Annotated in this window: 19 protein-coding genes and 1 tRNA gene; 11 read left to right on the forward strand and 9 right to left on the reverse strand. The window is 56.5% G+C overall.

Features of this window, described 5'->3' with window-relative positions:
• Positions 1-524 precede the first annotated feature (524 nt).
• Positions 525-812, forward strand: a complete 288-nt coding sequence (locus IB144_RS23210; protein WP_134894625.1) for a hypothetical protein — start codon at positions 525-527, stop codon at positions 810-812.
• Between the two features lie 298 nt (positions 813-1,110).
• Here IB144_RS23210 and IB144_RS23215 read toward each other — a convergent pair whose 3' ends face one another.
• From IB144_RS23215 to IB144_RS23235, 5 genes are all read right to left on the reverse strand, one after another.
• On the reverse strand, positions 1,111-2,367 hold the full coding sequence (locus IB144_RS23215) for an HNH endonuclease (protein WP_149359020.1): 1,257 nt from the start codon (positions 2,365-2,367) through the stop codon (positions 1,111-1,113).
• Between the two features lie 63 nt (positions 2,368-2,430).
• Positions 2,431-3,363, reverse strand: coding sequence for a DNA cytosine methyltransferase (locus IB144_RS23220; RefSeq protein WP_106902696.1), 933 nt, complete (start codon positions 3,361-3,363; stop codon positions 2,431-2,433).
• Complete coding sequence (locus tag IB144_RS23225; RefSeq protein WP_106902697.1) at positions 3,360-4,307, reverse strand: DNA cytosine methyltransferase; 948 nt, start codon at positions 4,305-4,307, stop codon at positions 3,360-3,362. The genes IB144_RS23220 and IB144_RS23225 overlap by 4 nt, the downstream gene beginning before the upstream one ends.
• Before the next feature lie 87 nt (positions 4,308-4,394).
• The gene (locus IB144_RS23230) at positions 4,395-5,654 is read right to left on the reverse strand and encodes an integrase arm-type DNA-binding domain-containing protein (RefSeq protein WP_117101799.1); all 1,260 of its coding nucleotides are present in this window, start codon (positions 5,652-5,654) and stop codon (positions 4,395-4,397) included.
• 199 nt (positions 5,655-5,853) lie between these two features.
• A tRNA-Leu gene (locus IB144_RS23235) sits at positions 5,854-5,938 on the reverse strand.
• 593 nt (positions 5,939-6,531) lie between these two features.
• Between IB144_RS23235 and IB144_RS23240 the strand changes: the two genes are divergently transcribed.
• The 8 genes from IB144_RS23240 (at position 6,532) to IB144_RS23275 (ending at position 14,918) form a co-directional block, all read left to right on the forward strand.
• Entirely contained in the window at positions 6,532-7,212 is a 681-nt protein-coding gene (locus tag IB144_RS23240; protein ID WP_065888770.1) for a carbonic anhydrase, read from the forward strand.
• Positions 7,209-8,678, forward strand: coding sequence for a SulP family inorganic anion transporter (locus IB144_RS23245; RefSeq protein WP_065888771.1), 1,470 nt, complete (start codon positions 7,209-7,211; stop codon positions 8,676-8,678). The genes IB144_RS23240 and IB144_RS23245 overlap by 4 nt, the downstream gene beginning before the upstream one ends.
• Positions 8,679-8,789: 111 nt before the next feature.
• Entirely contained in the window at positions 8,790-9,809 is a 1,020-nt protein-coding gene (locus IB144_RS23250) for an NAD(P)-dependent alcohol dehydrogenase (RefSeq protein ID WP_065888772.1), read from the forward strand.
• A 130-nt stretch (positions 9,810-9,939) separates the two neighbouring features.
• Entirely contained in the window at positions 9,940-10,824 is an 885-nt protein-coding gene (locus IB144_RS23255; protein ID WP_012737244.1) for a sugar ABC transporter permease, read from the forward strand.
• Positions 10,814-11,701 (forward strand): carbohydrate ABC transporter permease, encoded by an 888-nt coding sequence (locus IB144_RS23260; protein WP_009484068.1) that lies wholly within the window; start codon positions 10,814-10,816, stop codon positions 11,699-11,701. The genes IB144_RS23255 and IB144_RS23260 overlap by 11 nt, the downstream gene beginning before the upstream one ends.
• A 10-nt stretch (positions 11,702-11,711) precedes the next feature.
• A complete protein-coding gene (locus tag IB144_RS23265; protein ID WP_064839899.1) occupies positions 11,712-12,536 on the forward strand; it encodes a phosphodiesterase in 825 nt (274 codons plus the stop codon).
• A 5-nt stretch (positions 12,537-12,541) separates the two neighbouring features.
• The gene (locus tag IB144_RS23270; protein WP_040025164.1) at positions 12,542-13,615 is read left to right on the forward strand and encodes an ABC transporter ATP-binding protein; all 1,074 of its coding nucleotides are present in this window, start codon (positions 12,542-12,544) and stop codon (positions 13,613-13,615) included.
• Positions 13,608-14,918 (forward strand): ABC transporter substrate-binding protein, encoded by a 1,311-nt coding sequence (locus IB144_RS23275; protein WP_065888773.1) that lies wholly within the window; start codon positions 13,608-13,610, stop codon positions 14,916-14,918. The genes IB144_RS23270 and IB144_RS23275 overlap by 8 nt, the downstream gene beginning before the upstream one ends.
• 143 nt (positions 14,919-15,061) lie before the next feature.
• Here IB144_RS23275 and iolE read toward each other — a convergent pair whose 3' ends face one another.
• The 4 genes from iolE to iolD are packed head-to-tail and all read right to left on the reverse strand — an operon-like array spanning position 15,062 to position 19,911.
• Positions 15,062-15,961: a myo-inosose-2 dehydratase gene (gene iolE, locus IB144_RS23280; RefSeq protein ID WP_004192343.1), complete on the reverse strand. Its 900-nt coding sequence runs from the start codon at positions 15,959-15,961 to the stop codon at positions 15,062-15,064.
• A gap of 23 nt (positions 15,962-15,984) precedes the next feature.
• The gene (locus tag IB144_RS23285) at positions 15,985-16,869 is read right to left on the reverse strand and encodes a sugar phosphate isomerase/epimerase (RefSeq protein WP_004152193.1); all 885 of its coding nucleotides are present in this window, start codon (positions 16,867-16,869) and stop codon (positions 15,985-15,987) included.
• Between the two features lie 41 nt (positions 16,870-16,910).
• Positions 16,911-17,924 carry a Gfo/Idh/MocA family oxidoreductase gene (locus IB144_RS23290; RefSeq protein ID WP_004152192.1) on the reverse strand — a complete coding sequence of 338 codons (1,014 nt, stop codon included), beginning with the start codon at positions 17,922-17,924 and terminating at the stop codon, positions 16,911-16,913.
• A 46-nt stretch (positions 17,925-17,970) separates the two neighbouring features.
• Positions 17,971-19,911 (reverse strand): 3D-(3,5/4)-trihydroxycyclohexane-1,2-dione acylhydrolase (decyclizing), encoded by a 1,941-nt coding sequence (iolD, locus tag IB144_RS23295; RefSeq protein WP_004152191.1) that lies wholly within the window; start codon positions 19,909-19,911, stop codon positions 17,971-17,973.
• A gap of 505 nt (positions 19,912-20,416) precedes the next feature.
• On the opposite strand from iolD, the gene iolC reads away from it, so the two are divergent.
• Together iolC and IB144_RS23305 are read left to right on the forward strand one after the other, a co-directional pair.
• Entirely contained in the window at positions 20,417-22,330 is a 1,914-nt protein-coding gene (gene iolC / locus IB144_RS23300; protein WP_031590889.1) for a 5-dehydro-2-deoxygluconokinase, read from the forward strand.
• 151 nt (positions 22,331-22,481) lie between these two features.
• Complete coding sequence (locus IB144_RS23305) at positions 22,482-23,339, forward strand: MurR/RpiR family transcriptional regulator (protein WP_004152190.1); 858 nt, start codon at positions 22,482-22,484, stop codon at positions 23,337-23,339.
• Positions 23,340-24,885: the final 1,546 nt, after the last annotated feature.

Raw genomic sequence — 24,885 nt, forward strand, 5'->3', positions numbered from 1 at the left:
CAAGAGCAGACTGCTACTATAAAACCTCATCAAATGCCGAATTCCCCCCACTCAGGCTCTAGCCCTCGGAGAAAACAATATTTATTATCACTTCTTCCACGACGCTATCCACCTTGGCGGAATGAGCTTCACACTATTACGCCATCGCTCTGAGAGCACGGCCTGAAACCAGTCGTCCTTGAGGTCAGCATGCCCCATGACGATTATGTATAAATCAGGCGTGAGCGTTTGCACTGCGTGGCTTATCAGGCAGAACGACTGGTTTACAGCGTTTATCCACTTGGTACCTATATCGCCTCCTCGGCAACAGGATACTCAGCGGGCGACGAAGTATTTATTAATATTATTCTGGCAGACTTGCGTGTCAACGATAATCTGGACCGTAAGTTAGTCATGTAGTAGTTGGAGTTGCGAACTTCTGCTCCTCGCTCATAGCGGACCTTCAGCTCAGGTAACTTGTCCACTTCGTGCCAGGAGCCGACGTTGCCAACATCTACCTGCATCAATCTGTGGGGAGCAGGTCAATGCCCCTTTGTACCATGGTTGAATATTGTAATGCACTAAGTGAGGCGCTTGAGCATCAAGGGGAGTTTCGAGGATGGGTAGCGGCGATGCTGTACAAAGATAAGCTATATGGTACATTTGAGCGCAAAGATGAAGAGCCAGGCCCATTTAAAGTATTTGCATATTTACTTCTTGAAAAATGGTTTATATCACCGGAAGGAGATGTATTTAAAACCGATACCGAAGTTCAAGCTAAGTTAAATGAAGAGATAATCAAATACAACCAAAATAAAATCAGACCGCGATGATTTCCTTGGGACAATTAAAAACTGGTATGACGCAAAAAACTCAGACTTCAAAACACTAATAAATAGACTTATTGAAAAATAATTACAAATACTTTTAAGCATCCAAAAGCAACTAATTATAAAAACACTTTTCATCTAATTGTTTTTGTTTTGTAAATTCCCCCCAGGATACTACCTAACAACCACTTTGCCTTCACATTCATTGACAAATAATATTTAAGCAATATGCAAAACTTAGCTAAAACCACAAATGCTATTCATTTACAATGACTAACATTTGTGGCTCTCTATATACATATCACATATTGTATTCATTCCTAATTCGTATGTTTTCAATATTAAGGAATGACGGTAACTTTATCTTACTGGGTAAGGTTTTTCTGTAAAAAGTGTCTTTTTTCAAGTAATCAGATAATGTAACGGTGCCATCTTCATGTATTTTTATATGGCCTGAATCGTATAAAAGATGGAGATCAGAGCGCAAAATAAAACCATTTTCAACAGAATCATTACCACTGTTTTTCACAGGGATAATATGGCATGCCTGAAGTACCTCACTTACACTTGCATTAGACAATAAACATTTCCCTGAATATGCCTCCATCAGCTTTCTTCTGAACTCAGCCTGTTTTGGTCGTAAAGTGATTTCTGTGAGAACTCGTTTTCTAGCGATTACCTCTGTAGCTTCTGCAAGTTTCGGTACAGCTTGTTCAGGCGACATTGATTTATATGATATTTCAGGAGAATCAATGAGTGATTTAGCTAAAGAACACTGGTCGTCTGTTAGATAAAACTCTTGATTTAGATTGGTTGCCCTTTCATTCTGAGATTGTCTCGAATTTAAATATCCATAATTTTCGAGAAAAAGCAGAAACTCCCTGGCTATTCTTTTATCATTAGATTTTTCATTAGCTATCCAAGAATCAGGTCCTAAAGTTGTGCCATGTCGACAATCAAGTATTACTTTAAAGATGTCATAAGCGGTGGCTTTGTTACCAGCCATTGGTATCACTATTTCAATTAACTCTTTAGTGGTTAAATATCCATGTTCGCATTTGAAATTGTAAAGGTGATAAATAATACATAAAATTAGTTCTAATGGTTTAATCTTAACACCTTCATGATACCACTCAGAAATAACTTCATCATCTTCAATAAATGGATTAGGAAGCTCCATACTCTTAATTACAATAGCAGAAAATTCATCTTTAGTAATTAGCCCTGAAGAATAAGAACGCCCAAAATCAGTCAGTTCTATTCCATGTTCTGTGCTTAACAGGGTACCCGTATTTTTCCAATACTGACCGGAGTTTCTAAAAAGGTTCCTGTTTTCAGAACGTGCTAATGACACGTTTAAGTCATTATAATCCTTAATATCTTTTTCTACTTGTTGTAGTAATTCAAAAACATGTTTACTGTTTACATGTTCACCTTCATTCAATGAAAGAACACGTAAACAGCCAAAGTAGACTTCTGGAATATTCAAACTTTCGGATGGTGTCATCGAAGCCCATCTCCAACGATATTGAGGAAATGGTTTAACAAAAGAATACATAAGTCCCCCTCCTTGACTAAACACTTGTTGAGACTATCAGACAAGGAAGGGAAAGGGCAATTGCTATTCTATCGTTTTATGATGCTCAGTTAACATTTTACCTAAGGCTAAACCTAGTTTTGGTGGGACAGCATTAGCGATTTGTCGATATCCAGACGTCTTACTACCACAGAAAAAGAAGTCATCCGGGAATGATTGAACTGCCGCAATTTCTCTGACAGTCATTCTTCTCTCATTATTAGGGTGGTGTAATACAACTACACCACCTTTCTCATCTCCACGACCTGTTACTGTCGGAGCTGGTTTATCCGGATCCATAAACCTATGTCCTAGATGCCCATTGAATGTAAGCTTATACAACGAATGCTCATGATTTTTGAACTCACTATTCCCCCCCGGCTCAGTAAACCTTTTCAAGGCTTGGCCTACAGAAATCCATTTAGGTAGATTTATCCCATCTTTTTCATGAGTCTTAGGCGGTGGAAAGTTTTCAATATCAGGCAAATCTTTCCTTACGCCTAATATAATAACTCTCATTCGAGTTTGTGGAACACCATAATCAGCACAATTTAGAAGACTGTATTTAACATTATATCCTAACGATTCAAAATCACTTGTTATCTTTTGTATAACAAGACCTTTATCCAAGGATAAAATACCTTTTACATTTTCAGCTATAAAATATGATGGTTTCTTATCTCGAATAATACGAACCATTTCTAAATATAATTTATTCCGAGGATCTTCAGACTTTCTATTCATATTTGCGACAGAGAATCCCTGACATGGAAATCCGCCAACCACAATATCGCAATTCGGTATCTCAGATGAACTGATATTGGATACATCACCCAGAACAATATGCTCACCTATATTTTTCTTATAGGTATCTACTGCATCTTCATAGATATCATTTGCCCAGATAATATCTAGCCCAGACAGTTTTAAACCAAGGTCTAATCCCCCTGCGCCTGAGAACAATGAAACAACTTTCATTTATTATCACCTACAATAATATTTTTTAAACTCTTGGCTAAAGACTCAGCAAATAAAACAGGAACAGCATTACCAACCTGCCGATAGCAAGATGTCATACTTCCCACAAACTCATAATCTAAAGGAAATGTTTGTATTGTTGCTGATTCTCTAACAGACATTCTACGGTGATTTTTGGGATGCTGAATAGCACAAACCCCACCTTTACCGTTACCTCTTGCAAGAATTGTAGGCGAAGGTTTACTTGGATCTGTTTCCCTATGACCTGTGAAATTCCTATTTGTTATTTTATAGGCTGAGTATACATGATTCAATAAATCACAATTAGAATCGGGTTCGGGAATGCCATTAAGAGCATCACCGATGTTTACCCAAGGAGCTAACCCCATTTTATTAACTTTTTTAGGAGAGGTATGCGTTGGCAGTGGATACATATACTCTATATTTACATCGTTTCTAACACCAACGATAATAACTCGGTATCGCATCTGAGGCACACCATAATCAGCCACATTGAAGAGCTGTTTTTTAACTTTATAGCCTAACGCTTTAAAATCACTTTCGATTTTTTCTATAGCCGTACCATTATCTAGGCTTAAAATACCCCGTACATTTTCCGCAAAAAAGAACTTAGGTTTTTTAGCGTCTACAACCCTAAGAAACTCTAAATATAATTGATTCCTTTCATCATCTTTATTTCTTAAGAGATTAGCTTGAGAAAATCCCTGGCAAGGAAACCCCCCGATAACAACATCACAATCAGGGATATCATTCATATCAACCTGAGACAAATCTTTTAGAACAATATGATCGCCAATATTTTTTTTATATGTTTGTACAGCGTCAGAGTCAATATCATTTGCCCAGACGATTTGAAAACCGGCGTTTTTAAAACCAAGGTCAAGACCGCCAGCTCCTGAAAATAATGAAACAACTTTCATCATACTCTCAACTCCAAAAATTTAACCCGATAAATTAACACAAAGCGCTTCCAACTGGAACTACTTTATAGAATAAAGGTAAGTAAGATTTCAAAAGACCTTAAGTTTCTTGAACTCATATGGATTCGTTGCTTTGAGTCTATTGGAGTCCAAGAGATCTGCCCACCACTGCAACATCAAACGGCGCTCATCCAAGTGTTCAGCCTTATGAATATACGCAGCCCGTACAGAGTTACGTTCCATATGGCTCATCTGCCGCTCTACTGCATCCTTCGACCACAATCCCGATTCAATCAACGAACTACATGCCATGGTCCTGAATCCATGCCCACAAACCTCCACCTTGGTGTCATACCCCATAACACGCAACGCCTTGTTCACCGTGTTTTCACTCATCGGTTTACGAGGGTTATGATCGCCAACGAAAACAAAATCACGCTCACCACTAAGCTTGTGAACCTGTTTAAGGATTTCTAATGCCTGGCGAGACAGCGGTACTAAATGAGGCGTACGCATTTTCGAGCCACGCTGTGAATGCTTCACTCCTTCAATAGCTTCTCGTTCAGCCGGTATTGTCCACATTGCCGTTTCAAAATCGATTTCAGACCAACGCGCAAAGCGCAATTCACTGGAACGAATGAAGATCAATAAGGTGAGCTCAACGGCCAAGCGGGTCAAAGGGCGTCCCGTGTAACCGTCAATTCGGCGGAGTAGTTCAGGTAGACGTTTCAGCTCAAGTGCAGGGCGATGGACACGGTTACTGGAAGCAACTGCTCCAGCCATCTCTTGGGCCGGGTTGTAATCAATCAAGCCACATTGCACTGCATAGCGCATGATTGCTGTGGTTCGCTGCTGAAGACGAGAAGCGACTTCAAAGCGGCCTGTAGCCTCTACGATTTTAATGGGTGCAAGCAGGTCTCGAGTCTTCAGCTCTTCAATGCTCCGCTTGCCAATAGCGTGAAACAGATTATCTTCTAGGCTCTTCAGTACCCGTCGACTGTGATCCTCTGACCATTTCTTGTTAGTTGCGTGCCACTCTCTGGCAACTGACTCAAAGGTAATAACCTCTTTCGCCTGCTCTTCTTTTACTGCCCGCTTGTGCTCGCGAGGATCGATACCTGCAGCAACAAGCTTTCTGGCCTCTTCTCTCTTTTGACGAGCACCAGCCAGTGAAGTTTCAGGGTAAACCCCAAAAGCCATCAGGTGCTGCTTACCACCAAAACGAAAGCGGAAGCGCCAGTATTTTGAGCCGTTAGGGTGAATAAGCAAAAACATGCCATCCCCATCGACAAGGGTGTACTCCTTTTCCTGCGGTTTCGCAGAACGTACTTTAGTATCTGTCAGAGCCATAAAAGTTCTCCTTCCATGTGCCGCTGTGAGTATACAACCATTATCGAACCAGCATATATACTCGGTTCTATACTCACAAGCAACTTGATGTGGGTTGACTCAGATTGACTTCTATTGAAAGGAAAATCGCGGAAAGCCTTGTGTAGCTCGGATTTTAGGCACAAAAAAAGACGTCCGTTGACGTCTATTGATGTTCCGATGGTGCCGAAGGCCGGACTCGAACCGGCACGTATTTCTACGGTTGATTTTGAATCAACTGCGTCTACCGATTTCGCCACTTCGGCACTGAAGGGGATGCGGAAACGTTCTGGATTATACCTGTCGGCGGCGGTCATGCAAGCGACAGCGTGTCGTCATTACGCTAAGTGTTGAAAAAAACAGCGCTATCCTGCGCGGCGTCACCTTTTACGACCGTTCCACAGCGCGACTGCCACCTGCAACCCTCCTCTCACAACCCCCACAACCCCAACTCCACCTGCCAGCCACTCCCCTTTCCCCTTGCTCCCCCCAAACCCCACTCAATTTTATCTCAACTTGTTCTCACCTCACTCTCACCTGCATCCCCATCACAATCCATCTCTCCTCAAACAAATGCCCAATATTCACTCCCCAACTATTCCACCAACCCCACCCACCACCATTCCCATATATTCCAGAAAGTTTTAGCCAATGCTTTTTTGTTATTCATCCGCTCCGCGGCAAGACATTAATTTCATTAATATTTTTATAACTTTACATTAATGAAAAGTTTTCTTTTTGCCGTTTATTCCAGGATTTTCCTCAGGCGTGAAGGGTTCCGGTAAACACTATTTTTACTAGTCGCTGTACGAGTCTTGATGGACATATTCACTCGATGAATTAACTCAGGAGAATACTTGTGACGACGTTAAAACCTTTGCTGGCCCGCAACCGCAGCTGGGCGCTGCAGAAGTGTCAGCATGACCCGGACTATTTCGAAAAATGGGTCGACGGGCAGCGGCCCCACTCGCTGTGGATCGGCTGCTCCGACAGCCGCGTGCCCGCCGAGGTGCTCACCGGCAGCCAGCCCGGCGAGCTCTTTGTCCACCGCAATATCGCCAACATGCTCGACCCCGCCGACGACAACGTCATGAGCGTCCTGCAGTATGCCCTCGACTACCTTGAGGTGGAGCGGGTGGTGCTCTGCGGCCACTACGGCTGCGGCGGGGTGCAGGCGGCACTCTCCCTGCCCACCCTGCCGCTGGCGCACGAGTCCTCGGCGCTGGCTCGCCGCATCGGCCAGCTGCGCCACACCCTGCATCACGAAATTGCGCAGATTGCCGATGGGTGTGGTGTTGCGGCCTCCCCCGGCGCCAGCGCCAGCGCCAGCGCCGACGCGGAGCGTTCTCGCCATGCGCTGGACGCCCTGGTGGAAGCCAACGTTCGCGCCCAGTTCGCCCGTCTGCTGGAGAGTGAACCGGTGCAGACGGTGCTCGCCAGCGGGCGACCGCTCAGCCTGCACGGCTGCGTCTACGATCTGGCTTCCGGCCATTTAACCACCCTCGTCGAACACCTCTCACCGCAGGAGCACGCCCCATGAACACGCTTCGTCAGGACTCTCTCGCCGGCATCGTCGTCTTCCTTGTCGCCCTGCCGCTGTGCCTCGGCATCGCCCAGGCCAGCGGCTTACCGCCCTTCGTCGGCCTGCTGACCGGCATTATCGGCGGCCTGGTCGTCACCGCTCTCAGCCCCTCCCGCTTCGCCGTCAGCGGCCCCGCCGCCGGACTGGTCACCATCGTCGTCGCCGCCATTGAATCCCTGGGTTCCTTCTCCCTCTTCCTGATGGCGCTGGTGCTGGCCGGCGTGCTGCAGCTGCTGTTCGGGATCCTGCGGGCCGGGCGCTTTATCTCCCTCGTTCCCGCCAGCGTCATCAAAGGCATGCTGGCGGCGATCGGCATCCTGCTGATTATGCAGCAGATCCCCGTCGCGCTCGGCAGCGCAGAAGAGACCGGGCTCGTTGATATCGTGAAGGGTAACGCCACCTTCTCCCTCAGTGCTATCGCCGTCGCCGCGGGCGGCCTGCTGGTGCTCTGGCTGTGGGGTTCGCCGCTTATCCGCCGGGTGAAGAGCCTACGCTGGATCCCCGGCCCGCTGATCGCCGTCCTGCTCGGTTGTGTCACCACCGTATTAATGACCCAGGCCGCGCCGCAGCAGCTGGCCGCTCTGCCGCGCATCACCCTGCCGGCGTTCGGCAGCCTCGGCGATCTGCTGGGCGAGCTGGAGTCTCCCGCATGGAGCGCGTGGCGCAATCCGTCGGTGTGGGTGGTGGCGGTAACCCTGGCGCTGGTCGCCAGCCTTGAAACCTTGCTGAGCCAGGAGGCGCTGAAAAAGCTGCGCCCGCAAAATCCGCCGCCTTCGCCGAACCGCGAAATGGTCGCCCAGGGCGTGGGCAACCTGCTCTCCGGCGTGCTGGGGGCGATGCCGATCACCGCGGTGATCGTCCGCAGCTCGGTGAACGTCAGCAACGGCGCGCAGAGCAAACTGTCGATCTTTATCCACGGCGTCCTGCTGTTAATCTGCGGCCTGTGGTTCAGCGGCCTGCTAACCTTAATCCCGCTCGCCAGCCTCGCCGCCGTGCTGCTGTATACCGGCTATAAGCTGGCGACCCCGCGGCTGTTCATCGAGCAGTTCCGCCAGGGGGCGGCGCAGTACGTCCCGTTCCTCGCCACCATCGGCGGGATTATCGCCTTCGGCATGCTGGCGGGGATCGGGATTGGTCTTGCCACCCAGATGGCATTCAGTCTCTGGCGCAGCCATCGCCACTCGCTGCAGCTGGCGCGCTACGATGACCACTACGTGCTGCGCATCCAGCAGAATCTGACCTTTATGCACAATCCGCATCTGCTGGCCCTGCTGGCGAAGATTCCGGAAAAGAGCGTGGTGATCGTCGAGCACGACAGCGTCGGCTACCTCGACCCGGATGTGCGGGCGGTGCTGGATGATTTTGCCGAGAACGCCCCGCAGCGCGGCATCCGCCTTAATCAGTGGCCGCTGGCCAGCCGCTGACCTTAACGGGCGGCTGGTCCGCCCGCTTCGCGACCCCTCCGATTGCCAAGCGCCGGGGAATACCATGCTCTACACTTTCTGGGTTATCACGCCAACCCCAAGGAAATGAACATGAGCATCATTAAAAGCTACGCCGCCAAAGAAGCGGGCGCCGATCTGTCACTGTGGGAATACGATGCCGGCGAGCTGCAGCCGGAAGATGTCGAAGTTGAAGTGGAGTACTGCGGGATCTGCCATTCGGACCTGTCGATGATCGACAACGAATGGGGGATGTCGAGCTACCCGCTGGTGGCCGGTCACGAGGTGATTGGCCGGGTGGCGGCGCTGGGCAGCGCGGCGCAGGATAAAGGGCTGAAGATTGGCCAGAAGGTCGGCATCGGCTGGACGGCGCGCAGCTGCGGCTATTGCGACGCCTGCATCAGCGGCAATCAGATCAACTGCCTGGAAGGCTCGGTGCCGACCATTCTCAACCGCGGCGGCTTCGCCAATAAGCTGCGCGCCGACTGGCAGTGGGTGATCCCCCTGCCGGAGAGCATCGATCTGGCGTCCGCCGGCCCGATGCTGTGCGGCGGCATCACCGTCTTTAAACCGCTGCTGACCCACCACGTGACCGCCACCAGCCGCGTCGGGGTGATCGGCATCGGCGGCCTCGGCCATATCGCCATTAAGCTGCTGCGGGCGATGGGCGCGGAAGTGACCGCCTTCAGCTCCAACCCGGCCAAAGAGCAGGAAGTGCTGGCGATGGGCGCCGATCGCGTGGTCAACAGCCGCGATCCTGAAGCCTTAAAAGCGCTGGCCGGTCAGTTCGACCTGATCATCAACACCGTGGCGGTGGACCTCGACTGGCAGCCGTACTTCCAGGCGCTGGCTTACGGCGGCAATTTCCACACCGTCGGCGCGGTGATGAAGCCGTTCCCGGTACCGGCCTTTACCCTGATCGGCGGCGACCGCAGCATTTCCGGCTCGGCGACCGGTAACCCGTCCGAACTGCGCACGCTGATGAAGTTTGCCGGGCGCAGCAAAGTGGCTCCGACCACCGAGCTGTTCCCGATGTCGCACATTAACGAAGCGCTGAAGCACGTTCGTGAAGGCAAAGCCCGCTACCGCGCGGTGCTGAAAGCCGACTTCTGATCCTTCTCTCCCGCCGGGCGGCCCGCTCGCCCGGCGTTTTCCCCGTCGCTTCATCAAACCGTCATCTCCCCGCCATGCCTCTGTAGTCATTGCTTCCCACAATCCGGGCTTCGATAAATGGCTGAACGAGATGCGCGTCACCATGAGAAAGACCTGGCTTCCCTGGCTGATCCTGTCGCCTTCCCTGCTGTTTTTACTGCTGTTTACCTGGTTCCCGCTGGGGCGTTCGGTGTATGACAGCCTGTTTGATACCCGCATGGCCAGCGACGGCGCACAGTACGTCGGGCTGGATAACTTCGCCCGCCTGTTTGCCGACGGCGTTTTCTGGCAGTCGCTGGTCAATAATCTGCTCTATATCCTGCTGACGGTGGTGCCCGGGGTGACCCTCGCCCTGCTGCTGGCGGTCGCCCTGAGCGAGAACCATCGCGTCAACCGCTGGCTGCGCACCGCCTTTTTCTTCCCGATGATTATCCCGATGGTCAGCGCCGCCGCGCTGTGGCTGTTTATCTTTATGCCCGGCCTCGGCCTGCTCGACCACTATCTGGCAAAGCTGTTCGGGCCGATGAACAACAACTGGCTGGGGCGCAGCAACAGCGCGCTGCTGGCCCTGGCGCTGATCGGCGTGTGGAAGTTCGCCGGCTACTACATGCTGTTTTTCCTCGCCGGGCTGCAGAGCATTCCGGCCTCGACGCGGGAAGCGGCGCTGATGGAGGGGGCTACCCGCACGCAGGTCTTTTTTAAGGTCACGCTACCGCTGCTGCGCCCGACCCTGAGCTTTGTGATCACCACCGCGCTGATCTACTCCATCACCCAGATCGACCACGTGGCGGTGATGACCCGCGGCGGGCCGGACAACGCCACCACCGTGCTGCTCTATTACATCCAGAATCTCGCCTGGGATACCCACGACCTCGGTAAAGCCTCCGCCGCCACCTTCCTCACCCTGGCCGGGCTGTTCGCCTTCTCGCTGATTAACCTGAAACTGCTGGAGAAAGGAGCCCACTATGAGCGCTGAAATCTCGCCGCTGCTGGTCCGCACGCCCGCCGCCGCCCGTCCGCTGTGGCTGCGCCTGCGCCGCTCGTCGCCCTTTACGCTCACAGTATTGATGTGCTGCATGGCGCTGCTGTGGGTCAGCCCGTTTATCTGGATGCTGGCGACCTCGTTCAGCGCTACCACCTTCGGCGACGATATGGCGTCGCTGCTGCCGCGCCTGCCGCTGACTCTCGATAACTTCCGCGACGCCTGGCAGAGCGCCGACTGGCTGAGCCTGTACGCCAACACCCTTATCTTCACCTTCGGCACCTTCTTCGTGCAGCTGTTGACCATCACCACCGCCGGGTACGTCTTCGCCTGCCACGAGTTTCGCGGCAAGCAGACGCTGTTTCTCCTGTTCCTGGTGCAGCTGATGATCATGCCGGTGGTGATGATGGTGCCGAACATGCTGACCCTGAAAACCTTCGGCCTGCTCAACACCCTCACCGGGGTGATGATGCCCTACTTCACCTCGGCGTTCGGCGTGTTCCTGATGCGTCAGGCGTTCCTCGCCATTCCGAAAGAGCTGGAGGAGGCGGCGCTGATGGAGGGCTGCCGCTGGTGGCAGGTGCTGTTCCGCGTGCTGCTGCCGATGTCCTGGCCGTCGGTGCTGGCCTTCGCCACCGTCAGCATTACCTACCACTGGAACGAGTACCTGTGGCCGCTGATGATGCTCAACGATCCCGATAAGCAGGTGCTGACCGTCGGGCTGGTCTCTTTCGCCATGGGCGCCGAATCCGGCGGCCAGTGGGGCACCATCGGCGCCGGGACGCTGATGGTCTGCCTGCCGCTGATGCTGGCGTTCATCCTTTTTCAGAAACAGTTCCTGCGGAGCTTCGGCTTCTCCGGGATCAAATAAGGAGTGATTCATGCTGTTAGCGCACATTTCCGATACCCATTTCCGCAGCCGCGGCGAGAAGCTGTACGGCTTTATCGACGTCAATGCCGCCAACGCCGACGTGGTCTCCCAGCTTAACGCGCTGCGCGAGCGCCCGGACGCGGTGGTGGTGAGCGGGGATATCGTCAACTGCGGCCGCCCGGAGGAGTATCAGGTGGCCCGCCAGATCCTCGGCAGCCTGAACTATCCGCTGTATCTGATCCCCGGCAACCACGACGACAAAGCCCATTTTCTCGAGCATCTTCACCCGCTGTGCCCGCAGCTGGGCAACGATCCGCAAAATATGCACTATGCGGTGGATGACTTCGCCACCCGCCTGCTGTTTATCGACTCCAGTCATGCCGGCACGTCAAAAGGCTGGCTGACCGACGAGACCATCGGCTGGCTGGAGGCCCAGCTGTTCGAGGGCGGCGACAAACCGGCAACGATCTTTATGCACCACCCGCCGCTGCCGCTGGGGAATGCGCAGATGGACCCTATCGCCTGCGAAAACGGCCACCGTCTGCTGGCGCTGGTGGAGCGTTTCCCGTCACTGACGCGCATCTTCTGCGGCCATAACCACAGCCTGACCATGACCCAGTATCGCCAGGCGCTGATCTCCACTATCCCTGGCACCGTCCATCAGGTGCCGTACTGCCACGAAGATACCCGGCCCTATTACGACCTTTCTCCTGCCTCGTGTCTGATGCACCGCCAGGTCGGCGAGCAGTGGGTGAGCTACCAGCACTCGCTGGCCCACTACGCCGGGCCGTGGCTGTACGACGAAAACATCAGTTGTCCAACGGAAGAGCGCTAATCGCCATGCTCAGTCTGCAAAACATCAGTAAACGTTTCGACGGCAAGCCGGCGCTCAGCGCCCTGTCGCTGGATATTCACGAAGGCGAATTCGTGGTGCTGGTCGGCCCGTCGGGCTGCGGAAAAAGCACCCTGCTGCGCCTGCTCGCCGGCCTGGAGCCGGTCAGCGAAGGCCAAATCTGGCTGCATGATGAGAACATCACCGCCACCACGCCGCGCGAGCGCAACTTCGCGATGATCTTCCAGAACTATGCCCTGTTTCCGCATCTGTCGGTGCGCGACAACATCACCTTCGGCATGAAGGTGCGCAAGGAAGAGAAAAGCAGCTGGCAGCCGCGGGTGGACAAAGTGGCGCAGATGCTGCAGCTGGAGGCGCTGCTCGACCGCAAACCGGCGAAGCTCTCCGGCGGCCAGCGCCAGCGGGTGGCGATGGCCCGGGCGATTGTGCGCAATCCGCGGCTGTTCCTGATGGACGAGCCGCTCTCCAACCTCGACGCCCGCCTGCGCAGCGAAGTGCGCGACAGCATTATGGCGCTCCACCAGCAGCTGAAAACCAGCACCATCTATGTGACCCACGATCAGACCGAGGCGATGTCGATGGCCGACCGCATCGTGGTGATGAACGGCGGCCACGTGCAGCAGGTCGGGCGCCCGGAGTATCTGTACGCCAACCCGGCCAACCTGTTCGTCGCCGGGTTTATCGGTTCGCCGGCGATGAACCTGCTGTCGCTGGCCTGCGCCAACGGTGAAGTACTGTTGGGAGAACAGCGCTATCCGCTGCCGCCGCGCCACCGGGATCAGACCCGCGTCTGGCTGGGCGTTCGCCCGGAACATATTACCGACCGCGTGGAGGAGGGCCATCTGCGCCTCCCGGCCACCGTTCTGCAACGAGAACTGATGGGGGCCGATTACCTGCTCCACGTCAGCACCCCGATCGGCACCCTGCGCTTTAGCCGCCGCCACCGCGGCACGGTGCCGGAGAAAGGCGAGTCGCTACTGGTTGGCTTCTCACCTGCCGATGTGCATCTTTTTCATGCTGAGACCCAGCATAATTTGTTGATGGAGTGTAATCATGTTTAAACCTTTTACGCTAGTCGCGGTTGGCCTCAGCCTTGCCCTGAGCGGCGCGGCGCTGGCAAAAGAGAAAATAGACTTCATGTTCCCGGCGCCGGTGGACGGCAAGCTGACCATGGAGATGACCCGCGTCATTAAGCAATTCAACGACTCGCAGCAGGATGTCGAAGTGCGCGGCATCTTCACCGGCAACTACGACACCACCAAGATCAAAGCCGAATCGGCGCAGAAGGCCGGCCAGCCGCCGGCGCTGGTGATCATGTCCGCTAACTTCACCACCGATCTGGCGCTGAAGGATGAGATCCTGCCGATGGACGAGCTGTTTAAATATGGCGATCAAAAGGCTGGCGATTTTCTGCACAAGGAATTCTGGCCCGCGATGCATAAGAACGCCCAGGTGATGGGCACCACCTATGCGATCCCGTTCCATAACTCGACGCCGATCCTCTACTACAACAAGACGATGTTCGATCGGGCCGAGATCAAACAACCGCCGCAGACCTGGGCCGAGCTGCTGGCCGATGCCAAAAAGCTGACCGACGAGAGCAAAGGCCAGTGGGGGATCATGCTGCCGTCGACCAACGACGACTACGGCGGCTGGATCTTCTCGGCGCTGGTGCGCGCCAACGGCGGGAAATACTTTAACGAAGACTATCCGGGCGAGGTCTATTACAACTCGCCGACCGCCATCGGCGCTCTGCGCTTCTGGCAGGATCTGATCTACAAGGACAAGGTGATGCCGTCCGGGGTCTTGAACTCGAAGCAGATCAGCGCCGCGTTCTTCTCCGGCAAGCTCGGGATGGCGATGCTCAGCACCGGCGCGCTGGGCTTTATGCGCGAGAACAGCAAAGATTTTGAGCTTGGGGTAGCGATGCTGCCGGCCAAAGAGCAGCGTGCGGTGCCGATCGGCGGCGCCAGCCTGGTGAGCTTTAAAGGCATCAACGAGGCGCAGAAGAAAGCGGCGTATCAGTTCCTGACCTATCTGGTGAGCCCCGAGGTGAACGGCGCGTGGAGCCGCTTCACCGGCTACTTCTCGCCGCGCAAGGCGTCATACGATACGCCGGAGATGAAGGCCTATCTGCAGCAGGATCCGCGGGCGGCGATCGCCCTTGAGCAGCTGAAGTACGCCCATCCATGGTACTCCACCTGGGAGACCGTGGCGGTGCGTAAGGCGATGGAGAACCAGCTGGCGGCGGTGGTCAATGATGCCAAAGTGACGCCGGAAGCGGCGGTGCAGGCGGCGCAGAAGGAAGCCGACGCGCTGATGAAACCGTATGTGGATAAGACCGCGCTGGCGGAAGTGAAGTGACGCTTTACCCGTCATCGCCATCCTCACCCTGGCCCTCTCCCTGAGGGAGAGGGAACTGTCCGGCGCTGTGGTTAAGCCCTGGGTCCGGTTGTGAAAGGAAAAAAGCAGGCCATACCCGGTATGGCCTGAAAATGTCACAACGATTAGATCCCTGCCGTTTCGCGAATATATTTGCGCGCTTTGACGGCGTATTCGAAAGGATTGGCCAGAGCAGGATCCTGCTCGGCTTCCACTACCATCCAGCCTTTATAGCCAAAGTCGTCCAGCAGCTTGAACACCGGACGGAAATCGATCACCCCGTCGCCCGGGACGGTGAAGGTGCCTTTTTTCACGCCGTCGAGGAACGACAGGCCGTCGCGGCGCACCTGGTCGATCACCGGCGGGCGGACGTCTTTCAGGTGAACGTGGTTGATGCGCGGCAGATACTTTTTGAGGATCGCAAGCATCGGCGCTTCGCCGCCTTCGGAATACCAGGCATGTCCGGTGTCGAACAGCAGGAAGACGCGTTCGTCCACCAGCGACATAAATTTGTCGATTTCCGCGGTGGTCTGAATGCCGGTGCCCATGTGGTGGTGCAGACAGACCTGCATCCCCTTCTCCGCCGCCAGGCGGCCGAGGGTGTTGTAGCCTTCCGCTACCCGCTGCCACTCCTCTTCGCTGAAGCACGGCTTCGCATCGCCGAGGATCGGTTTATCCAGCCCCTGGATGCTGCCGCTCTGCTCGGAGCAGCCAATCACTTTCGCGCCCATCGCATGAAGGAAGTTCATGTGATTGACGAATTCATCAATGGTTTTTTCCCGCTGGCCGTTGGCGAAAAAGGTGCTGAACCAGGCGTTGCAGATCTGAATGCCGCGGATATCCAGCATCGGCTTGAGGACCGCCGGGTCGCGCGGATATTTGCTGCCGACTTCGCTGCCGGTAAAGCCGGCCAGCGCCATTTCGCTGACGATCTGCTGGAAAGTGTTTTCGCTGCCGAGCTCCGGCATATCATCGTTAGTCCAGCCAATCGGGGCGATAGCCAGTTTGACGTTATCTTTGTTCATAGTAGGGCTCCTGCCGCTGCGCCTTACCGGCGCAGCAATTCACGTTCAATAAGTTCACGGGTTTCCACTGCCTGGTATTTCATTTTTTCCGGGTAGCCAAACAGCGAGGTGGCGACAATCGGCTCCCCGCCGACCTTGAAGGTCTGCTCGGCGAATTTCATTTCGCGCAGGGTGCGGAACAGCGCGTCGAAATCCACATCCCCTTCCCCGACGCCTACGTGCTGGTGCACCACGGCATCCACGCCCGGCGGGTTAACGATATAGCGGCAATGTTTCGTATGATTGCGGGTGTCCGCAATCAGGACATGGGAGAGATCGCTCCCGGCATAGCGCAGCATGCTCGCCACGTCGCCGACGCCTTTGTCGTAGAAAAAGGTGTGCGGCACGCTGTAGACGTACTTCACGTTATCGCTGCGGAACGACTTCACGATATCGACGGTTTCATTGTTCTCTTCGCAGAAATCCCAGGGATGCGCCTGGATCTCCACGCGGATGCCTTCCCGCTCAAAAATCGGCAACAGCTCTTCCATTGAGCGATAGAACATTTCATCGCAGATTTCGGGCTGATTCGGATCGCCGGAGAACTCGGTGTTGATCACCTGAACGCCCATCTCCACCGCAATTTCCACCAGCCGTTTCCAGTTTTTCACCGCCGCCTGACGGCGCAGTTCGTCCGGGCCGGACCAGCGGTAGACGCAGATAAACGACGACAGCTCAAGGCCGGTATCTCGCAGCGCCTGCTTGTACTCCGCCATGATCTCCCGGCTGGCGCGCGGGTGCTTGTAGAACGGGTTAATCTGCGGGTGCGGCGACTGTTCAATGTACTTGTAGCCCCACTCCGCTACCTGATGGACCATGCGGGTGATCCCGAGGTCCTTAATGACATCCACATCAAAGGCAATTTTCATCGTCGTTACCTGTGCAAAGAAGTTCCGTCAGCAAAACGCGCTTAACGTTTGTAGAATGCCGGGCACTCAGGCAGCGTCACTTCAACCGGCTCGCTGGTTCCCTGCGCTTTAATGCAGGCGTCCGCCGCCACCGACGCCGCGTAGCCGTCCCAGGCCGACGGGCCGTGCAGCTGACCGGCTTTGACGTCGTTGATAAAGGCCTGCAGCTCGACGTCGTAGGCTTTGATAAAGCGGTCTTTCCAGTCGGTGAGAATGGCGGTCGACAGGCTGGCGGACTTGCGCATCTGGACGGCCGACGGCTCCGGCAGACGGGCAATCCCGGTTTCGCCGACCACTTCGCACTGGATGTCATACCCGTACTGGCAGTTCACGAACACTTCGACGTCGATCAGGGTGCCTTTTTTGGTTTCAAAGGAGACGATCTGCGGATCTTTCAGGCGCGCATGGGTGTGCGAGGTGGAGCGCGGGAAGCGCACCTGCACGGAACGGTAGTCATCGTTCAGCAGCCAGCGCAGCACGTCCAGCTCGTGGATCAGGGTGTTGGTGATCGCCATATCGGTGGTGTAGTTCTCGCCGACTGACTGGTTGCGGTGGGCGCAGCGCAGCATCAGCGGCGCGCCGATATCGCCATCGTCGATCACTTTTTTCAGCGCCAGATAGCCTTCGTCGTACGGGCGCATAAAGCCAACCTGCACCAGACGACGGCCGGCCTTCATTTCGGCATCGACGATGCGGCGGCAGCCTTCCGCAGACATCGCCAGCGGTTTTTCGCAGAACACCGGCTTACCAGCGGCGATGGCGGCCAGGGTGTACTCTTCGTGGGTCGGGTCCCAGGAGGTGACCAGGATGGCATCGACATCGCTGGCGTTAATCACGTCGTGGCCGTCGGCGTAGACTTCCGCCTGCACGCCCGGCAGCGCGACCGCCGCGCGGGCGTTGTCGGCATTGATATCAGACACCGCCACGACGGTGGCGCCCTGCAGAACCTGGGTGCAGCGACGGATGTGTTCTTTACCGATAGCGCCAGCGCCGATGACACCTAATTTGAGCGACATAATGGTTTTCTCCGTAAGTCTGTAGGATTCAGGGTAGAGGTTCGTTTTAGTAATCACGCGCCTGGGCGCGCTTTTCATTAATCATTTGCGCCACCTTGCGGATCCGCTCAGAGAGCGCCGTCTGGGCGACCCCAACGTTCCACCAGCTGCCGTATTTGTGCACCATGGTCTTCGGTAGCACTTTAATATCAATCAGGGTGCTGACCGTTTCGCGACGGGCGGCGTCCAGCGCATGGCGCAGTTCGTCCAGGGTAGTGACGCGCCAGGTTTTGCAGCCGTAGCCGGCGGCGATGGTGGCGAAGTCCACCGGCACCAGGCCGCCCTGCAGCTGGCCGGTTTCCGGCTGACGGTAGCGGAACTCGGTGCCGAAGCTGTCCATCCCGTGCTCCATCTGCAGGTTGTTGATGCAGCCGTTGGCCATGTTGTCGAACAGCACGACGTTGATCTTCGCCCGCTCCTGCAGGGAGGTGACCAGCTCAGAGTGCAGCATCATGAACGAGCCATCGCCGACCAGGGAGTAGACTTCGCTCTGCGGCTGCGCCAGCTTCACGCCCAGCGCCGCGTTGACTTCATATCCCATGCAGGAGTAGCCGTACTCCACGTGGTAGGTGTTTTCCGCGCGGTTGCGCCAGACGCGCTGCAGATCGCCTGGCAGGCTGCCCGCCGCCGCGACGATCACCGCCTCGGCCGGCAGCGTTTCATTCAGTACCCCAAGAACGCTGCTCTGGGTCAGGGTGGAGTCGGTGATCTGGCGGAACTCGCGATACACCGATTCGCGATCGAGATGATCGTCGATCTCCGGCACAAAGGATTTCTCCTGCCACACCGCCTGGTAGACGCGCTGGGTCTCTTTTAACTGACGGCTCTGCACGCTCTCGATCTGCGCGCCCCAGCCGGCCTGCCAGCCGCTGTCCGCCAGCGCCGCGTCGAGGGCGGTCATCGCTTCCCGGGCGTCCGCCAGCATGGCAATGCCGTCCAGCTTCCAGGCGTCGAAGTTGCTGACGTTAATATTCAGGAAACGCACCTCCGGGTGCTGGAAAATCCATTTAGAGGCGGTGGTAAAATCGCTGAAACGGGTGCCGACGCCGATCACCAGGTCGGCCTCTTTCGCCAGCAGGTTCGCCGCCAGGCAGCCCGTCTCGCCGACGCCGCCAACGTTCAGGGGGTGAGACGAGACCACCGTCCCCTTCCCGGCCTGGGTTTCGGCGAAAGGCACCCCGTAGCGCTCGGCGAAACGGGACAGCGCTTCACCCGCGCCGGAGTATTTCACCCCGCCGCCGCAGACGATCAGCGGTTTACGGCTGGCTTTGATGGCCGCCACGGCGTCCGCCAGCTGCGCGGCGCTGGCCGGGCGGCGGTCGAGACGGTGCACGCGGCGCGCAAAGAAGGATTCCGGGTAGTCCCAGGCTTCGCCCTGCACGTCCTGCGGCAGGCACAGCGTCACCGCGCCGGTTTCCGCCGGGTCGGTCAGGACGCGCATGGCGTTGATGCAGGCGCTCATCAGCTGTTCCGGGCGGGTAATGCGGTCCCAGTATTTGCTGACTGCGCGGAAGGCGTCATTGGTGCTGATGCTGAGATCGTAGCTCTGTTCAATCTGCTGGAGCACCGGATCCGGCTGGCGGGTGGCGAAGACATCGCCCGGCAGCAGCAGCAGTGGGATGCGGTTGGCGCTGGCGGTGCCGGCGGCGGTGATCATGTTGGCCGCTCCCGGACCGATGGAGGAGGTGCAGGCGATAATCTGCCGGCGCAGGGCCTGGCGGGCAAAACCGGTGGCCGCGTGGGCCATCCCCTGCTCGTTGCGCCCCTGATAGACGCGCATATCGCCGCTGTCCTGCTCCAGCGCCTGCCCCAGCCCCAGGACGTTGCCATGGCCGAAAATCGCGAAAATGCCTTTCACGAACTTCAGCTCTACGCCATCCACTTCCAGGTACTGGTTATCGAGGAACTTCACCAGCGCCTGCGCCGTTGTCAGTCTCAGTTTGCCCATGATGCACAATCCTTATTGTTCAGTATTTGTGTGTGGCGTCGCGCCGATGCCGCCGGGGCCGTCGTTCACGTCACTGGAATACCTGTGGATTATAGGCAAACATTTTTTTCATTAAATACAAATACAGAAGAAATATTTCATTTTGCGAGAAGGATCAAACTCTCTACCCATTTCATACGTTTCACTTACATTCCAGACACGTTTTCGGGCCCTTTTTTGCCGCGCCAGACGGCAACATCCCCTTAAAAATCATAGGTAAATGGATGCCATTTGGCGTTTCATTTTCCCCCGGGTCGACAGAGAGGGCGATCCGCGCTCGCGCGAGGCTCAGTGCGGCAGAGTGGTAGATCCCTCACACTTTTGGTTTTTTAATTTCGAACGAGTTTGCAAATGAAATATTTATTTCTCAAACTAAGGGTAACCAATAACCCTCAGGCTGTTCACGGAGTCGACGTCGGGATCCCGACCCTTCCAGGCAGCAGACACCAAAAAGGAAATCCTAGCTATGAATGCAGCAGTAAAGCGGCTCGACGTCATCTGTATAGGTCGGGTGGCCGTCGACCTCTATGCCCAGCAGATTGGTTCGCGGCTAGAAGACGTTGCCAGTTTCGCGAAATATCTCGGCGGCTCCTCCGGCAACGTGGCCTTTGGCACCGCGATTCAGGGGCTGAAATCGGCCATGCTGGCGCGCGTTGGCGATGAACACAACGGCCGTTTCCTGCGCGAAACGCTCAACCGCGCCGGGGTGGATACCGAGTATCTGATTACCGACAAATCTCGCCTGACCGCGCTGGTGATGCTGGGGATTAAGGATCAGGAGACCTTCCCCCTGATTTTCTACCGCGATAACTGCGCCGATATGGCCTTAACGCCTGACGACATTAGCGAGGAGTATATTGCCTCCTCCCGGGCGCTGGCGGTGACTGGCACCCACCTGTCGCACGCCAACACCCGCGCCGCGGTGCTGAAGGCGCTGGAGTACGCCCGCCGTCACGGCCTGCGTACCGCGCTGGATATCGATTACCGTCCGGTGCTGTGGGGGCTCACCTCGCTCGGCGATGGCGAAACCCGTTTCATTGAGTCCGGACCGGTCACCAGCCAGCTGCAGGAAGTGCTGCATCTGTTCGATTTGGTGGTGGGAACCGAAGAAGAGTTTCATATTGCCGGAGGCAGCACCGATACCCTGACCGCGCTGAAAAATGTGCGCAATGCCACCAAAGCCACCCTCGTCTGCAAGCGCGGGCCGATGGGCTGCGTGGTGCTGGAAGGCGACATCCCGGACAGCTGGGACCAGGTGCCGCTGCAGCAGGGCGTGCGCGTGGAGGTTCTCAACGTGCTGGGCGCCGGAGATGCCTTTATGTCGGGTCTGCTGCGCGGCTGGCTCAACGACGAAGGCTGGGAGCAGGCTTGCCGTTACGCCAACGCCTGCGGAGCGCTGGTGGTCTCCCGCCACGGCTGCGCGCCGGCGATGCCGACCAAAGTCGAACTCGATGACTACCTGCAGCGCGCCGAATCGGTGCCGCGCCCGGACGTCGACGAGCGCCTCAACCACCTGCACCGGGTCACCAGCCGCCGTCAGCAGTGGCCGGAGCTGTGCATTTTCGCCTTTGACCATCGTAAACAGCTGGCCGACCTGGCGCGGGAGACCGGGCGCGACGAAGCCTGCATTCCGCAGCTCAAGCTGCTGTTGTTGGCCGCGGCCGAAGCGGCGGCGCAGGAGGCAGGTCTCGATCAGCGCAGCGGCATTCTGGCCGACGGCACCTACGGCCAGCGTGCGCTCAACGCCATTACCGGCAAGGGCTGGTGGATCGGCCGCCCTATCGAACTGCCCAGCTCGCGACCACTGCGTCTGGAGCATGGCAACATCGGCTCGCAGCTGATCGACTGGCCGCTGGAGCATGTCGTCAAATGCCTGGTCTTCTATCACCCGGACGACCCGGCGGCGCTGCGTGCAGAGCAGGACGCCCTGCTGCTCGAGGTCTGGCAGGCCTGTAACAAGTCAGGCCATGAACTGCTGCTGGAGGTGATCCTGCCGGAAAATGGCCCGGACAAAGACGAGCGCCATTACCACACTATGCTGGAACACTTTTATCAGCTGGGGATCAAACCGGACTGGTGGAAGCTGCCGCCGCTCTCCAGCGCCAGCTGGCAGCAGATCACCGCCCTCATCGAGCGCGAAGATCCGTGGAGCCGCGGGATCCTGATCCTCGGGCTTGACGCGCCTTCCGACAAACTGCGCGCCGGTTTCGCCGAGGCGGCCGCACACCCGATGATCAAAGGTTTCGCCGTCGGGCGCACCATCTTTGGCCAGCCGTCGCGGCGCTGGATGCAGGGTGAGCTCAGCGATGAGGCCCTGATAGAGGAAGTGAAACACAACTACCTGACGCTCATTGGCTACTGGCGCGAAGCCCGCCGCTGATCCCCCGACGCCCGTCTCCGTCACCTTGCGGAGCGGGCGTTTTTCTGTTTCTTCGTGAAATGAATCGCGTATTTCGTCGCAATAAATGAAAAATTCGCTTCATTTGGTACACTGGAAGCCATATTCCTTCCATTTTCTCAGAGCGCACTCTATGGCCAATAACCCAACACAGCTGACCATCCTGCAGGATGAAATCAGGCGTCGCTACGATACGTTAAGCAAACGCCTGAAACAGGTCGCCCGCTATATCCTTGATAACAGCAATAGCGTGGCTTTCGATACCGTGGCCTCCATTGCGCAACAGGCGGATGTTCCCCCTTCCACGTTGATTCGTTTTGCCAACGCCTTCGGCTTCAGCGGCTTTAACGAAATGAAACAGATGTTCAAGCAACATTTGATGGAAGAGACCGCCAACTATACCGAGCGCGCCCGTCTGTTCCGCCAGACCACCAGCGATGAGTCCAGCCCGCCGGAAACGCCGACGGAAATCCTCAATATGTTCACGATGGTGAACAACCAGGCGTTGCAGCAGTTGGCGATGCAGACCTCCAGCGATGATCTGGAGCGCGCGGTGGCCCTGCTGGGCGAGGCGGAAAATATCTACGTCATTGGTCTGCGCCGGTCGTTCAGCGTCGCCTCCTATCTGACCTATGCGCTGCGTCACCTCGATCGCAAAGCCTTTCTGATCGACGGCCTCGGCGGCATGTTCACCGAGCAGCTGAGTCTGGTCGGCCCGAAAGACGTGGTGGTGGCGGTGAGCTTCTCGCCGTACGCCCGGGAAGTGGTCGAGCTGGTGGAGCTGGGCGCGCAGCGCAAAGCGCGGCAGATCGCCATTACCGACAGCCAGGTCAGCCCGCTGGCGGCCTTCAGCGATGTCTGCTTTGTGGTGCGTGAAGCGCAGGTGGATGGCTTCCGCTCGCAGGTTGCTTCCCTGTGTCTGGCCCAGACGCTGGCGGTTTCGCTGGCGCTGAACAGCAGCCAGGAGTCCGAGGCCAAGCAGAAGGCGTGAGATAGGCTGCCTGGCGTTTGTTACTCGGCGGCGCAGTATAAGCCTGCGGGAGGATCCCGTAGGCCGGATAAGGCCTTTATGCCGCCATCCGGCACAAGACGGGTACAGTGCCGGAGGTTCCTCCCCGGCGGCGCTGCGCTTGCCAGGCCTGGGGTATATGGGTTTACGGGAGGCTCCCGTAGGCCGGATAAGGCGAAGCCGCCATCCGGCACAAAGGCGGGTATGGCGCCGGTGGTGTCCTCCCCGGTGGCGCTGCGCTTGCCGGGCCTGGGGTATATGGGCCTGCGGGGTGCCGGAGATAATGTTATTGGTATGCAACTCTATTAATCCGGGTAAAGCGTTTGTCGCATGTGATTTCAGCGCACATTGCGCTCCCGGTTAATCGTCTGCGTTATGCCTGGCATGGCGCAGGGAGCGCACAGGGGGCGGCCAGTCGCCGCCGCCCCCTGTACCCCCGGGCTCCGGCCAGCAAAATCGCCGCTACGCGGTCCCTTCGACTTATCCCTGCAGGCTTCGGGTCGGGCCGAGGCAGCGTCCGTGCAAAACACGGCCCTCAGCCCGCATCCATGCGGGCTGCCCCGGCCTTCCGGGAACGTCTCAGCGATTTTGAGGCCGTCAGCACCGGCAGTTTCAGCAACAATGGTGAATAAATTAACGGCAGGTCGCACGAACCGTATGCCGGGCAAGGCGTGAGCCGCCGCCCGGCATAAAAGCAGCGCCGTGCCTGTGGTCATCGCCCGGCGGCGCTGCGCTTGCCGGGCCTGGGGTATAGGAGCTTACGGGAGGATGCCGTAGGCCGGATAAGCGTAGCGCCATCCGGCACAAAAACGGGTACGGTGTCTGCGGTGTCCTGCCCGGCGGCGCTGCACTTGCCGGGCCGACGGTATAGGGGCTTACGGGATCCTCCCGTAGGCCGGATAAGGCGAAGCCGCCATCCGGCACAAAGGCGAGTATGGCACCGGTGGTGCCCTCCCCGGCGGCGCTGCGCTTGCCGGGCCTGGGGTATATGGGCCTGCGGGGTGCCGGAGATAATGTTATTGATATGCAACTCTATTAATCCGGGAAAAGCGTTTGTCGCATGTGATTTCAGCGCACATTGCGCTCCCGGTTAAGCTTCTGCGTTATGCCTGGCATGGCGCAGGGAGCGCACAGGGGGCGGCCAGTCGCCGCCGCCCCCTGTACCCCCGGGCTCCGGCCAGCAAAATCGCCGCTACGCGGTCCCTTCGACTTATCCCTGCAGGCTTCGGGTCGGGCCGAGGCAGCGTCCGTGCAAAACACGGCCCTCAGCCCGCATCCATGCGGGCTGCCCCGGCCTTCCGGGAACGTCTCAGCGATTTTGAGGCCGTCAGCACCGGCAGTTTCAGCAACAATGGTGAATAAATTAACGGCAGGTCGCATGAACCGTATGCCGGGCAAGGCGTGAGCCGCCGCCCGGCATAAAAGCAGCACCGTGTCTGTGGTCATCGCCCGGCGGCGCTGCGCTTGCCGGGCCGACGGTATAGGGGCTTACGGGAGGCTCCCGTAGGCCGGATAAGGCGAAGCCGCC

Origin of the sequence: Klebsiella sp. K4, assembly GCF_014596785.2 — a bacterium.
Classification (GTDB): domain Bacteria; phylum Pseudomonadota; class Gammaproteobacteria; order Enterobacterales; family Enterobacteriaceae; genus Klebsiella; species Klebsiella pneumoniae.